At 42.7% G+C, this 12,319-nt stretch carries 15 protein-coding genes; 11 read left to right on the top strand and 4 right to left on the bottom strand.

Annotated features, from left to right (window positions below):
* On the bottom strand, positions 1 to 576 hold a 576-nt coding region (locus L4C33_RS14600), incomplete at its 3' end, for a LysR family transcriptional regulator (RefSeq protein WP_428813153.1).
* A 209-nt stretch (positions 577 to 785) separates the two neighbouring features.
* On the opposite strand from L4C33_RS14600, the gene L4C33_RS14595 reads away from it, so the two are divergent.
* From L4C33_RS14595 to catB, 4 genes are all read left to right on the top strand, one after another.
* Positions 786 to 1,622, top strand: coding sequence for a bifunctional allantoicase/(S)-ureidoglycine aminohydrolase (locus tag L4C33_RS14595; RefSeq protein ID WP_428813152.1), 837 nt, complete (start codon positions 786 to 788; stop codon positions 1,620 to 1,622).
* A gap of 187 nt (positions 1,623 to 1,809) precedes the next feature.
* Entirely contained in the window at positions 1,810 to 2,277 is a 468-nt protein-coding gene (locus tag L4C33_RS14590; protein ID WP_428813151.1) for a hypothetical protein, read from the top strand.
* 64 nt (positions 2,278 to 2,341) lie between these two features.
* A complete protein-coding gene (locus L4C33_RS14585) occupies positions 2,342 to 3,049 on the top strand; it encodes a class I SAM-dependent methyltransferase (RefSeq protein WP_428813150.1) in 708 nt (235 codons plus the stop codon).
* A gap of 111 nt (positions 3,050 to 3,160) precedes the next feature.
* Positions 3,161 to 3,784, top strand: a complete 624-nt coding sequence (gene catB / locus L4C33_RS14580) for a type B chloramphenicol O-acetyltransferase (RefSeq protein WP_428813149.1) — start codon at positions 3,161 to 3,163, stop codon at positions 3,782 to 3,784.
* Positions 3,785 to 3,890: 106 nt separating this feature from the next.
* Here the strand turns inward: catB and L4C33_RS14575 are convergent, their stop codons facing one another.
* Positions 3,891 to 4,508 (bottom strand): LysE family translocator, encoded by a 618-nt coding sequence (locus tag L4C33_RS14575; RefSeq protein WP_428813148.1) that lies wholly within the window; start codon positions 4,506 to 4,508, stop codon positions 3,891 to 3,893.
* Positions 4,509 to 4,612: 104 nt separating this feature from the next.
* On the opposite strand from L4C33_RS14575, the gene L4C33_RS14570 reads away from it, so the two are divergent.
* Positions 4,613 to 5,512, top strand: coding sequence for a LysR family transcriptional regulator (locus L4C33_RS14570; protein WP_428813147.1), 900 nt, complete (start codon positions 4,613 to 4,615; stop codon positions 5,510 to 5,512).
* Between the two features lie 103 nt (positions 5,513 to 5,615).
* Here the strand turns inward: L4C33_RS14570 and L4C33_RS14565 are convergent, their stop codons facing one another.
* A complete protein-coding gene (locus tag L4C33_RS14565) occupies positions 5,616 to 6,110 on the bottom strand; it encodes a peptidylprolyl isomerase (RefSeq protein ID WP_428813146.1) in 495 nt (164 codons plus the stop codon).
* A 111-nt stretch (positions 6,111 to 6,221) separates the two neighbouring features.
* Between L4C33_RS14565 and L4C33_RS14560 the strand changes: the two genes are divergently transcribed.
* From L4C33_RS14560 to L4C33_RS14550, 3 genes are all read left to right on the top strand, one after another.
* Positions 6,222 to 7,247 (top strand): S66 family peptidase, encoded by a 1,026-nt coding sequence (locus tag L4C33_RS14560; RefSeq protein ID WP_428813145.1) that lies wholly within the window; start codon positions 6,222 to 6,224, stop codon positions 7,245 to 7,247.
* 72 nt (positions 7,248 to 7,319) lie between these two features.
* A complete protein-coding gene (locus L4C33_RS14555; RefSeq protein ID WP_428813144.1) occupies positions 7,320 to 7,496 on the top strand; it encodes a UBA domain-containing protein in 177 nt (58 codons plus the stop codon).
* 318 nt (positions 7,497 to 7,814) lie between these two features.
* Entirely contained in the window at positions 7,815 to 8,471 is a 657-nt protein-coding gene (locus L4C33_RS14550; RefSeq protein ID WP_428813143.1) for a Qnr family pentapeptide repeat protein, read from the top strand.
* Positions 8,472 to 8,869: 398 nt separating this feature from the next.
* Here L4C33_RS14550 and L4C33_RS14545 read toward each other — a convergent pair whose 3' ends face one another.
* The gene (locus L4C33_RS14545; RefSeq protein ID WP_428813142.1) at positions 8,870 to 10,084 is read right to left on the bottom strand and encodes an MFS transporter; all 1,215 of its coding nucleotides are present in this window, start codon (positions 10,082 to 10,084) and stop codon (positions 8,870 to 8,872) included.
* Between the two features lie 139 nt (positions 10,085 to 10,223).
* Here L4C33_RS14545 and soxR point away from each other — a divergent pair, with 139 nt between their 5' ends.
* The 3 genes from soxR (at position 10,224) to L4C33_RS14530 (ending at position 12,197) form a co-directional block, all read left to right on the top strand.
* The gene (gene soxR / locus L4C33_RS14540; protein ID WP_428813141.1) at positions 10,224 to 10,664 is read left to right on the top strand and encodes a redox-sensitive transcriptional activator SoxR; all 441 of its coding nucleotides are present in this window, start codon (positions 10,224 to 10,226) and stop codon (positions 10,662 to 10,664) included.
* Between the two features lie 136 nt (positions 10,665 to 10,800).
* Positions 10,801 to 11,691 (top strand): 1-acylglycerol-3-phosphate O-acyltransferase, YihG family, encoded by an 891-nt coding sequence (gene yihG, locus L4C33_RS14535; protein WP_428813140.1) that lies wholly within the window; start codon positions 10,801 to 10,803, stop codon positions 11,689 to 11,691.
* A 191-nt stretch (positions 11,692 to 11,882) separates the two neighbouring features.
* Positions 11,883 to 12,197 (top strand): YciI family protein, encoded by a 315-nt coding sequence (locus L4C33_RS14530; protein ID WP_428813139.1) that lies wholly within the window; start codon positions 11,883 to 11,885, stop codon positions 12,195 to 12,197.
* Positions 12,198 to 12,319 lie beyond the last annotated feature (122 nt).

The following is a 12,319-nucleotide window of genomic DNA, read 5'->3' as shown; positions in this document are numbered from 1 at the left end:
ATATAAACCAGTACTAGGCAAGCCGACTAATGGGATAGGGCTTTGGCCTAAATTGTCACTGTTTTTACCATCAATCCAACACAACGGTTCTGACCAACTTGCCACCCCTTGTGCAGTTCCGAGTCGGTGTTTGATTAACGCAAGATCGAGGTCTTGAGCTTCGAATTGGCTCCAAATGTCGCTACAAAGTCCACTTTTTACCTCTAAGCGTACATTTGGGAAAGCTTTCGCGAACCGGGTTAGGGTCGGCATCAGTTCGTGAGTTGCAAAATCTTCGGGGACGCCTAGCTTAATTGGGCGTTGCTCTGCACTCGTTGCCGTCTGAGCGATGGCATCTTCCATCATAGAGAGAATACGCCTCGCATAAGTCACAATACGTTCCCCTTCAACGGTGGCAATTGTGTAGCGTTTCTTACGGATAAGTAATTCGCAGCCGAGTTGCGATTCCAACTTTTTGATTTGTTGGCTGATGGTCGACTGAGTTAAATGGGTACTTTCTGCAGCACGTGTAAAGCTGCCAGAATCGACAACGGCGACTAAGCTACGTAACAGAATAGGGTCTAAGGTGTGCTGCATATCACGGTCTTTTAATTAGTGGAATATCCACTGATAATAATTAAATTATTTAAATTATCAATCGTAAAACTTTAGTGCATACTAAGTTCAGTTACCGAGAGATCTCCTGATCTTAGTAATTCCCCCTCATGAAAACAGTGTAAGTAGTCTGGCTTATCATTTACTTGCATCGTATGGATTAACTCGTCTTGTATGAAGGATCACAAGCAATGACCAATAAACACCAGTACTACTCACCGCAAGGTGGTTTACCTCCGCAAACGCAATTATTATCTGACCGCGCTGTACTAACAGAAGCTTATGCCATTATTCCCAAGCGAGTTATGACGGATATCGTAACGAGTTTCTTACCATTCTGGGAAAATATGCGTATGTGGGTGATCGCTCGCCCGTTGAGTGGCTTCTCTGAAACTTTCTCACAGTATATTGTCGAGATTGACCCGCAAGGTGGTTCGGACCGTCCAGAGTTGGACCCGAATGCTGAAGGTGTTTTGTTTGTGGTTGCTGGTGAGATGGATATTACGATTGAAGGTCAGCCTCATCATATGACAGAAGGCGGCTATGCGTTTATTCCACCTGGTAGCAACTGGACGGTTCACAACAATGGCGAGCAAGCTGTTCGTTTTCACTGGGTTCGAAAAGCGTACCAATTTGTTGATGGATTAGAACTTCCGAAAGCTTTCGTGGCAAATGAAAACGATTTAGACCCTATTTCAATGCCTGATACTGATGATGGTTGGGCAACTACGCGTTTTGTTGACCCAACAGATATGCGTCATGACATGCACGTAAATATAGTAACGTTCCAGCCTGGTACTGTGATCCCATTTGATGAGACACACGTTATGGAGCATGGTTTGTACGTTTTACAAGGTAAGGCGGTTTACCACTTAAACCAAGACTGGGTTGAAGTTGAAGCCGGTGATTTCATGTGGTTACGAGCTTTCTGCCCACAATCTTGTTATGCCGGTGGGCCGGGTCCATTCCGCTACCTACTATACAAAGACGTAAACCGTCATATGCCGTTTATCCGCCCTAAAAACTAGAGCGAAACTAGCAGCTAAAAGAACCCTACAAAATCCGAGACTCAATTGAGTCTCGGATTTTTCTTTTCAGCGGCTTAGAACTTCGAGTTACTTAAAACTTTCGCAGGGCAAGCCAGCTATCTTGATTCGAATTTTTTCACTTTCCGTTAAAGTGAGCTTACTCTCTAAATCAACGGTATGGCTTATTATGAAGAAACCTCTGCTCGTATTATCCACTCTTGGGTTCGTTGTGTTTGTATTTACTGGCAATAAAATGGGTTGGTTTAGTGGTGGCCACTCTGAGTCGTTTCCTCCTCTTCCTGAAGCTCCCAATTTTGTTGTTTCGAAGGAATTTGATGGTGAATGGATTGGCCGAAGAATTAACGTTACCAATAATAATATGTGCGAGAGAACCACGATTACTGGTCGGATCGTTAACGGTAAAGCGAGCTTACGCCTAACTTATAATGGTACTGCGCTACAAGGATGGGTTTCGGAAAGTGGAGAGCTACGTTTGTATGCCCGTCATCGCCAATGGGATTATCGATTTTCAGGAACTGCTCTAGACAATACAGGTAGTGGAAAAATTACCGGGAAATGGTTCCTAACAAATGGACCATGTAAAGGTGAGTGGTATATTGAACGCCAGCGGATTTCAGCTTTAACACAGAGCTGACGCATCAATAACAAGTTCTGTAATGATACTTTCCCGCTCTTACTTCTTTTCAAAAGGTCAGTTCATGAAATCAGAGATGTATTCTAAGCATGCACAGCAATACGATGCTGCAGCTCAACATAATATCTACAATGCTTATTTAGAGCGCCCATCCTTGCAGGCTTTGATTGGGGATATTAACGGCTTAGATATTCTTGATTTAGGTTGCGGTTCTGGCGTGTATGCAGACTTTTTGATAGAGCGAGGGGCGAAAAATATTACTTGTCTTGATGCTTCTGAATCAATGGTTGAATTGGTTAGAAATAAGCTCGGGGATCGAGTCCGTGCTTACACTCAAGATCTCACCTTAGGTTTACCTCAAGAAAAATCAAATAGTGCAGATGTCATTATTTGTCCTCTTGTTCTGCATTATATCGAAGATGTTTCGGCTATTTTTAGGGAAGTTGAGCGTGTTTTGAAACCGGGCGGGTATCTCGTCTTTTCAACACATCACCCTTTTGCTGATTTTGATAGCTCGATATCTGGTAATTACTTTGAGCGTGAACTGGTAAGCGAGGTTTGGGATACGATTGGCGAGCCTGTGGAAGTGACTTTTTATCGTCGTTCGTTGGCGGAGTGGATAAATGCGATTGCTAGTAACAAGTTAGTTATTGCTGAGTTATCTGAAGGTCAAGTGGCTGAGGAGGTAAAGCGCATTTCACCAGAACGCTATGAATACCTTTCAAAGAACCCAAATTTTATCTTCTTCAAATGTTTCAAAGCGAGTAACTGAAAGCCGTAGCTATAGAGTCCTAGAGCGTAAAATTAGAGGGCTCGTAGTGTATCTGATGTGTTCGTGAGACAATGGTGAGGAGCAAACTAAACAATATTTCATTGGTAAATCATGAGTAATTATTTCGAGAGCCCGTTTGTCGGTAAGTCCTTAAAAGAGCAAGTCACTAACCCAAATATCATTGTGGGTGAGCACAGTTATTATTCTGGCTATTATCATAATCATAGCTTTGATGATTGTGCTCGTTACTTGATCCCAGATCGTGATGATGTCGATAAGCTCATTATTGGTAATTATTGTTCTATTGGTTCTGGCGCTGTGTTTATGATGGCAGGAAATCAAGGACATGAACTTGGCTGGGCGAGTACCTTTCCTTTCTACTATCAAGAAGATGAAAAGTTCCAAGGCGCGCAAGATGCATTTAAACGCGCAGGTGATACTGTGATTGGCAATGATGTATGGATCGGCTCTGAAGCTATGATTATGAGCGGTGTGGTGGTAGGGCATGGAGCTGTCATTGCAAGTCGGGCCGTCGTCACCAAGGATATCGAGCCCTATTCAATCGTTGGTTCGAACCCTGCGAAACATATCCGATACCGATTCTCAGAAGAAGAACGCGTTATGCTACTAGAAATGAAGTGGTGGAACTGGGAAGACGAGCAAGTCAAAGGCGCGATGGAGTTATTGTGTTCAAAGGACATTGCGCAGCTATACCAATATTGGAAGCAGCTATAACACTGCTTAGCGTTTGATAGCGAATTTTTGATTGAGTATCGAGACCTTTAAGGCCATGAAAGCAACAGCTTCATGGCCTTTTTAATTTTGATTGCTCTTTGTAAGTTTATGATTTCAGAGCCAGTATGGAGCCAAATGCAATAAGGCCAGCTCCACATAGTCGATTAAGTGCCTTCTTCATGCGCTGTAAGCGAGTTTGTAGTGCTTGAGAAGTGAAAAGGAATGCGACCAAAGCAAACCAAACACCATGTAGAACAATCATATAGACACCATAAATCAGTGGTAAAGGGTTACTGCTGATCTCTGTATTCGGTGAAATTAATTGGCTGAATATACTCAGGAAAAACAGCATAGTTTTAGGATTCAGTACATTACACAAAAAACCCTGGAAGAAAGACTGATATGGCTGCTGCTGCATCGAGTCCGACTCTATTGTTTCAGAGTCTGCGGCTGCGCTGAATAAGCCTTTCAAACCAAGGTAAATAAGGTAGGCAGCCCCAGCGTATTTTATGGTGCTGAATAGCGCTTCATTTTGTGAAATTAAGTAACTGATCCCCAGCATTGAGTAGGCAATGTGAACACAAATTGCTGAACTGACTCCCATGGCGGTCCATAGCCCCGCAGACCTTCCTTGATTAACACTGTTTTTTAGTACTAATACAAAATCAGCCCCAGGGCTAATAACTATCAATACACCTAATACGGCAAGGCTTAACCATTCCATATTGTCTCCATTTTTCTGTAGTGAGAATATGAGTAGATTGTAAGTGCGAATAGGGCAGAATATAATCGAATTAATGACCCTTGATGTGTGAGTAAAATTCACAAATGAGACACCTTAAAGCCTTTCACATTTTTCACATCGCAGCTCATTCGTCTACTTATAGTGAAGCGGCGAGTAAGCTGAATATTACCCATGGTGCGGTAAGCAAACAGATCAAAGTATTGGAAGCGTATTTGGGGCAGGCCCTTTTTGAAAAACAAGGTCGGAACGTGTGCTTAACGGATGCTGGAGAGTTGCTTAGTGGATTCACTGAGCAAGCATTCTTAGCCCTCGATACGGGGGTTAGCAAGCTCCAGCAAGTTCACCAGAAATGCTTGGAAGTGTCTTGCGAGCCGACATTAACGATGCGTTGGCTAATGCCTAGGTTGTCTGAATTCCACCATGAATCCGGTGGTGACGTTAGGTTATCGACAGCTGGTGGTCCGGTTACTTTAGGTAGCTCTGGGCTATCGTTGGCGATCCGCCGAGATGACTTTAGTTTGCTTCATGATTACCCTAAAACATCGCTTGTTGAAGAGTATGTAGGGCCGGTTATGTCTCCAAAGTATTGGGATTATATTCAGCAGGAAGGGGAAAGCAGCCATATCAAATTGCTGCACAGCGATACCCGACCTCACGCTTGGCAACAGTGGAAGCTGGCTGCGAAAACTAATGAATTTAAAGTAAATCCACAGCAGAGTTTCGCTCATTTTTATTTTTCGATTCAAGCGGCGGTCGATGGGCTAGGGGCGGCAATGGGATCTTATCCCTTGGTCATGGATGATTTGAAACGTGGAAACTTGGTTGCGCCATTCGGTTTTGTACCTTCAGGGCATAAGTATATTCTACTAAGACAGAATAAAGCGTCTGAGCCATTAGAAGCGGCATTTATAGAGTGGTTACAAAAGCAATTTATGACATGCATCCCTACACCTAAGAAGCTTGTCGGTTGGGAAGGGGAGTAACATGACAGTGGTTCTAGCGCCAAGCAGGGGTTGTTGCTCGGCGCATTATATTATCAGTAGCTGTTCTAGACTGGGCGAATAAAGCTTAGTCAGGTGTTTTTCGCTAGTCTGTAATGGTCACTTTTTCGATGGTGATAGCATCCATAGGTACGTCATCGTGGCCTGCAACGGAAGTTGTCATCGCTTTACCAATGTTATTCACGACTTCCATTCCTGCTGTCACCTTCCCGAAAACAGCATAGCCCCAACCATTGTTGGTCGTTGCTGTGTAATCTAAGAAATCATTGTCATCTAAGTTAATAAAGAACTGTGCAGTGGCGGAGTGCGGAGCATCCGTTCGAGCCATCGCAATAGTACCGATTGTATTTTTCAGGCCGCGGTTTGCTTCATTAACGATAGGAGCATGAGTTGGCTTCTCTCTCATTTTGTGAGTAAAACCACCACCTTGGATCATGAAACCATCGATAACTCGGTGAAAAATGGTATTTTCATAGAAGCCTTCTTGGCAGTACTTTAAAAAGTTCTTAGAGCTTACTGGCGCTTGTTCAAGGTTGAGTTCAATACTGATGTCGCCATAGTTTGTCGAGAAGATGATCATAATAGTCAGTTACTAATTCGTTGAATGAACGGTGATTATACGCGTTCCTGTACGCTACTACATAATTACCTTTCCGGTTGAGATAACGAGTTCACTATGAATGGAGATAGCATGGATAGGATTGTCCCAAAACCGTTGAAGGTCGGTGATAAGATCGGCTTTTTTTCGCCCTCTTCTCCTGCCACAGTATTCGCGCCAAATCGTTTTAGGCGAGCGAAACAATTCCTTGAATCTAAAGGTTTAGTTATGCAAGCCGGTAGTTTGACTGGCCGTAGTGATACCTACCGTTCTGGAACTATCAAAGAGCGGGCTGAGGAGTTAAATGCATTAATTAGAGACCCAGAAGTGAGGTGTATTATTTCCACTATAGGTGGTAATAACAGCAATGCTTTGTTGCCGTATATTGATTATCAAGCACTCATTGATGACCCTAAAATCATAATTGGCTATTCCGACGTAACGGCTTTATTGCTCGGAATTCAAGCTAAAACAGGGCTCATCACCTTTTATGGGCCGGCACTGGTTGCGTCATTTGGCGAGTTACCGCCACTTGTTGAGCAAACATTTGAATCCTTCTTTGAGATTTGCATGCAGACCGCCTCTCTACCTTATCAATATCAGATGCCACAGCATTGGACCGATATAAGGTTGGATTGGGAAACACAAGAAGGTACGAAGCCAGTTTTTGATAATCAGTGGCACTTTTTAGGTCATGGCGTTGTAGAAGGTCGAATTATTGGTGGCAATCTAAATACTATGCGTGCGATTTGGGGAAGCCCTTATATGCCCGACATTCAACAAGGTGATATCTTACTGTTGGAAGATTGCATGCAAGGAATTGAAGTCGTTGAACGTTCGTTTGCCCATATGAAAGCGTGCGGCGTTTTTGATAAAGCGTCTGCTATTGTACTTGGTAAACATGAATTATTTGACGATAAAGGCACAAGTAGAACCCCATTAGACGTTCTTCTTGAAGTGCTAGGGGATCAGAGAATGCCTATCTTATCCGGATTTGATAGCTGTCATACGCACCCGATGCTTGTTACTCCACTGGGCGTAGAAGCGGCTATCGACTTTGACAATGAAACTTTCCATTTAATTTCTGCATGGCTTCAAGGGGTTGAGTCAGAGGAATGATAATCTCATCAGTCTCGGTTTATTATCCACTATACTTATAAGGTTAAGCGGTGACACCTTTTAGGAGGATATATGGAACTTCATAATGAGAGAGGTGAGATTGCCAATATGGCTGACAATCTTACGTTAAAAGAGGTCGCGGAGATGGGCTTTACTATCGACCTTTGTGACAAAGCTTTTGATGCTAATGAGCACTGGCAAGTAGAAGCTCATTCGAGTGGACGCAAAGGTGAATTCCCACAAGATTGATCTCAACAATTAAATAGACCGAGTTTTTCAATGTATGAGTTGGCATTAAGCGTCACTGACTCGTACAGGTATGAAGGCTCGGTTTTGTTTTATCTAGATAACATACCCACCTACCTTCTAAATCGCGTTTAAAGCCTCCAAACTTTTTTCAACGCTCGCTCATGCAAATAAATGGAAATACCCACCTTAAATCACTAATTAGGTAGCTTAAATTGGCTATTTTAGGGTGTTTTAAGTTGTTGTTTTTAATGGTTTTGTTTTTGGTGTTAATATGGAAGAGGAGTGGTAGCCTACGTTTCTCAAAACAGGAGAGGTTAAATGGAAACTGTCGGTGACGTATTTAATGGCCATGATTTTTCTAATCAAGATTTAAGCCATGCCCAATTTAGGCAATGTAAGTTTTATGTGTGTGATTTCTCAAGATCAAACTTGCGCGATGCCCAATTCCAAGACTGTAGCTTCATCGAGCAAGGCGCGATCGAAGGGTGTAATTTTGAGTATGCTGACTTACGTGATGCGAGTTTTAAAGATTGCCAACTCTCTATGGCTAATTTCAAAGGCGCTAATGGCTTTGGTATTGAACTTCGTGGCTGCGACTTAAAAGGGGCGAACTTTGCACAGGTGCACTTTGCTAACCAAGTCAGTAGTAGAATGTACTTTTGCTCTGCATTCATTACCGGGTGCAATTTGTCCTACAGTAATTTTGAAAAGCAATGCATTGAAAAGTGCGAGCTTTTCGAAAATCGTTGGATTGGAGCCAATTTATCTGGAGCATCTTTTAAAGAGTCAGATTTAAGCCGAGGTGAGTTTTCTAGTGATTGCTGGGGGCAATTTCAGCTTCAAGGCTGTGATTTAAGCCATTGCGAATTGGAAGGGCTCGATATTCGACGTGTAGATCTGACAGGAGTGAAGATCTGTGAATGGCAACAAGAGCAACTTTTAGAGCCTATGGGCTTGATTGTTATGCCCGGCTAATCGGTTTGCTTATCACCAATGGCAGTCTGTGCTGCCATTAGTGTCCAACATTACAGCTCTTTTATGAAAATATAGCTGCTCCCTTTTTAAGCTAAGATATCGCGATCATTAGCAAGAAAGACCAGACTACGGCAGTCATCACGCAGTCTCCCCAATGTTCTTTCATTGAATCAAACATAATTCACCTCTTTACTACTTAATAACTAAGAGGCTAGATGTTTTGTCTATGTACTAACTAAATCGATGGGCAGCTTTGTTGTTCATCGCGGATTAGCGGCAAAATCTCTRACCATTATCTTAATAGTTAGCATTTAGCGTGCCTACCTTGGTCGTTTCTCAGATGTTTTACACTGTAAACCGATGAACGTTTATTATCTGAATGCGAATTTTTAAGGTGGTTAATATTGGTGTGCAGCTGTTAGTGGCTGGCCTAACCCTTGTTTTAATTGAGTCATTATCGCACAGGCAATCAATACGCTTACTGCGGCTATAACAAATCCATAATGCGTTATTTGATGGTGGCTTAGTAGGGCAATGACGGTGTAGCTACCACTTTGTACCAGAGTGGCAAACATGGCTAGCCCACCATCCACTCTTCCTCGTTCAGACACTTTCACCGAGTGGTGCATCCAATTAGTACGAGCAATTCGGTTTAGAGCATTAAAAAAACCAAATCCAGCTGTAAATATCAGTAAATACATAGGATTGTCAGATAAGCTCATACCAAATAGCATCAAAACCAGTACGTACATGGCATATTGGATGGTGTTTTGATGTGACGTCATAGTTAGCAACTTCGCGACAAATATTCCAGTAAGTAGGGAACCTGCACCAAAAGCCACATTATACATCGCGTACCAATCCCCAGAGATCCCCAGTTCAGAAAAACGTATTGGTACCAGCTTCCCTAAAAATGTCAGGATTGGGTATGACAGGCTTGAAAGCATTAAAAAGCCATAAAAACGTGGAGCTTTCTGAAAGATACTTTTACTCTCTTTCAATTGCGTCAAAAACGGGGTTTTGTGGCTTGTTCTAACTTGCTGGCGATATGGTGTAATTAAGTAGCTGCTGGCAGCAATTGCAGAAGCCGTGGCAGCGAATAATGCGAACTCTAACATTCCCCAAACTTGCAGTAGCACTATGCCTACGGCACCTGCTCCTAGAGTCGTCCCTTGCATAACAACTTCTTGATACCCAGAAATGCGTGCATATTCATGCTTGTCGTAGTTTTCCTGCGTAAAAGCATTATTCGTTGACCAAGCAAGGTTGCTGGACACCCAAAAGATGAGCTGTGCGACTGCAAGTAACCAATGAGAGTGGGTGTTAACCCAGATGCTATCAGACCAAAACGCGATGAAGACTATGGCTGCAGTAGAAGATTGGAGTATTTGATTGAACACGAGTATCGATTTTCTTGAGTGGCGGTCTATCAGAGTTGCGAAGAATGGCGTGCTAACAAATGAAACCACAGTGCAGGTCAAGGCGGTTAAAGCGACAAATGTTCCCATATCGGGTGTGCTTAAAATTACCCATGGTAAAGCCATCATAAATAGTCCTGATGAAATCCCATCAAAAAATCGTCCGATAAGGTATGGCTTCGTCTTATTCTTCATCGATATCTTGTTTTCCATCATTCTCTCCGTGAAATCTCATTCGTTGGCTGCTACTCTAAAACCTCAAGTTAACTTTAGGTAAAGTGATTTTTTAGAATTTGTCCTAATAGGGAAAAATGGATTTGAATGAGGGGATAATATGGATATTGGTGTAGGGGAAGTGGCGAAAAGATCTGGTGTAAAAGTATCAGCTCTCCATTTTTATGAACAAAAAGGATTAATCAGCAGTTGGCGGAATCAGGGTAATCAGCGTCGCTACCATCGTAGTGTTCTGAGGCGTGTTGCTGTGATTAAAGCAGCCCAGCAGGTTGGGCTTAGCCTTGAAGAAATTGCAAGCGCATTGGAGCACTTACCTAAACATCAGGCACCGAATAAGCAACAGTGGGAAGAGATGGCGACCTCGTGGCATGAGTTATTAGAAGAGAGAATTCATCGATTACAGTCATTGCAAAGTGATTTAGGTGGCTGTATTGGGTGCGGATGTTTGTCTCTAGAAAGCTGTACTCTTCGAAACCCTAAAGATGTGATTGGTGATGAACACCAAGGCAGCAACTTGTTAGTTGAGCCTGATATCGAATAACTGGAAGCGTAAATGACTTAGAGGGTTGTCTTAATGGTGTGAGGGTATTTTGCTAGCTAATTGATAAGTTGRATAAATTTTAACGTTCCTGTTATTAAAGAGTATACTACGCGTTTCGTCTCTAAATCGTCTAATTATGCTTGATAATCTTCGTCTAGGAGTGAACGTATTATTCGTTACACTTAATACTGCTATCACAGCGCTTGTCGTTAGTGTCTTTGCTTTGATCAAATTAATCTTACCTTTCTCTGTCGTACAAACTGCATGTACTCGTTTAGCCAATAAGCAGTTTTGGCTATGGGCGACACTGAACCTTTGGATGTTGAATGTAAATAACGACATTAAATGGGAAATTGAAGGCGGAGATGAGCTGTCGCTACAAGAGTGGTATTTGATGATGTCTAACCACCTAAGCTGGGCAGATATCGTGATTGTGTCATCGGTATTGAAAGACAAAATCCCGATGACAAAGTTTTTCCTTAAGCATGATTTACTGTACGTCCCATTTGTGGGTTTAGCATGTTGGGGCTTAGATATGCCTTTCATGAAGCGTCACTCAAGAGAGTATTTATTACGTCACCCAGAACGTCGTAATGATGACTTCGATGCTATCCAAAAAGCCTGCAAAAAATTCCAAAAAGCACCGACAACATTAGTTAACTTCGTTGAAGGTACACGCGCAAGCCAAGAGAAAATGGCGACAGCAAAAACACCATACCAGCACTTGCTAAAGCCTAAAACTGGCGGCTTAGCTTTTGCTCTATCGGCAATGGGGCCTATTTTAGATGGCGTTGTCGACATCACACTGGCGTACCCAGAGAATCAAGCTTCCCCGTTTGTTGATATGCTAAAAGGCAATTTAACGTCGGTTGTGGTTCGTGTGAAATTGCACCCAATGGATGAAAATGTGAATGGAGATTACTTCACAGATAAAGCATTTAAGCGACGTTTCCATGGTTGGTTAAACAACGAGTGGAAAGAAAAAGACGAATATCTCAAAACCGTTTACGAAAAACATCAGTCGTAAGCTCTGATGATATGAATGTAAGAAGCCGACCTATGTGTCGGCTTTTTTATTGCCTGTATTTACTGACTGTTTTCAACCTTTTTAGAGCGACTGACTCAGCGTTAGTTCTCTGGTTTGATCTGCTCATAAACTAGACAAGAGCTTCACTAGCTTCTAGTTTTTATAGATGGTTTTGATTATGAGAAGGTGCAATGGCTCAGTTTATTATTACGTATATTGGCGGAACCTCCCCCAGTACTCCTGAAGCAGCAAAGAAACACATGGAAGATTATCGACAATGGTTAACTGAGTACGCCTCGGTGATCACCAGCCCCGCAAACCCTTTCAAAGATACCCATTCGATAGACTCCAGTGGAGTGGTAACTCGTGGAAGTGCCTCAGCGCTGTCGGGCTATACCTTACTTGAAGTCGATACTATTGAAGAAGCAATAGAGGTAGCTAAAGCTTGCCCGTTTCTCAATGTGGGTGGCAGCTTAGATGTCGCACAGCTTGTTAAAATGCATTAGATAGTCATTCATCGAAAAGTGCTGTAGCCACTTAGTCCGATCGCAATTCGACATTAACATTCTGATAGGCGCTCAATATTGACTGAGCTCCGGCTTGGTTGCCACGGTGCATTCGCTCATAG

Origin of the sequence: Vibrio makurazakiensis, assembly GCF_050337375.1 — a bacterium.
Taxonomy (GTDB): Bacteria; Pseudomonadota; Gammaproteobacteria; order Enterobacterales; family Vibrionaceae; genus Vibrio; species Vibrio makurazakiensis.
This window is presented reverse-complemented; position numbering and strand designations above follow the sequence as displayed.

Excerpts from the sequence above, each read along its gene's own strand:
- L4C33_RS14595 (WP_428813152.1), top strand. The coding sequence starts at position 786 with ATGACCAATAAACACCAGTACTACTCACCGCAAGGTGGTTTACCTCCG.
- L4C33_RS14590 (WP_428813151.1), top strand. The coding sequence starts at position 1,810 with ATGAAGAAACCTCTGCTCGTATTATCCACTCTTGGGTTCGTTGTGTTT.
- L4C33_RS14585 (WP_428813150.1), top strand. The coding sequence starts at position 2,342 with ATGAAATCAGAGATGTATTCTAAGCATGCACAGCAATACGATGCTGCA.
- catB (WP_428813149.1), top strand. The coding sequence starts at position 3,161 with ATGAGTAATTATTTCGAGAGCCCGTTTGTCGGTAAGTCCTTAAAAGAG.
- L4C33_RS14575 (WP_428813148.1), bottom strand. The coding sequence starts at position 4,508 with ATGGAATGGTTAAGCCTTGCCGTATTAGGTGTATTGATAGTTATTAGC.
- L4C33_RS14570 (WP_428813147.1), top strand. The coding sequence starts at position 4,613 with ATGAGACACCTTAAAGCCTTTCACATTTTTCACATCGCAGCTCATTCG.
- L4C33_RS14565 (WP_428813146.1), bottom strand. The coding sequence starts at position 6,110 with ATGATCATCTTCTCGACAAACTATGGCGACATCAGTATTGAACTCAAC.
- L4C33_RS14560 (WP_428813145.1), top strand. The coding sequence starts at position 6,222 with ATGGATAGGATTGTCCCAAAACCGTTGAAGGTCGGTGATAAGATCGGC.
- L4C33_RS14555 (WP_428813144.1), top strand. The coding sequence starts at position 7,320 with ATGGAACTTCATAATGAGAGAGGTGAGATTGCCAATATGGCTGACAAT.
- L4C33_RS14550 (WP_428813143.1), top strand. The coding sequence starts at position 7,815 with ATGGAAACTGTCGGTGACGTATTTAATGGCCATGATTTTTCTAATCAA.
- L4C33_RS14545 (WP_428813142.1), bottom strand. The coding sequence starts at position 10,084 with ATGAAGAATAAGACGAAGCCATACCTTATCGGACGATTTTTTGATGGG.
- soxR (WP_428813141.1), top strand. The coding sequence starts at position 10,224 with ATGGATATTGGTGTAGGGGAAGTGGCGAAAAGATCTGGTGTAAAAGTA.
- yihG (WP_428813140.1), top strand. The coding sequence starts at position 10,801 with ATGCTTGATAATCTTCGTCTAGGAGTGAACGTATTATTCGTTACACTT.
- L4C33_RS14530 (WP_428813139.1), top strand. The coding sequence starts at position 11,883 with ATGGCTCAGTTTATTATTACGTATATTGGCGGAACCTCCCCCAGTACT.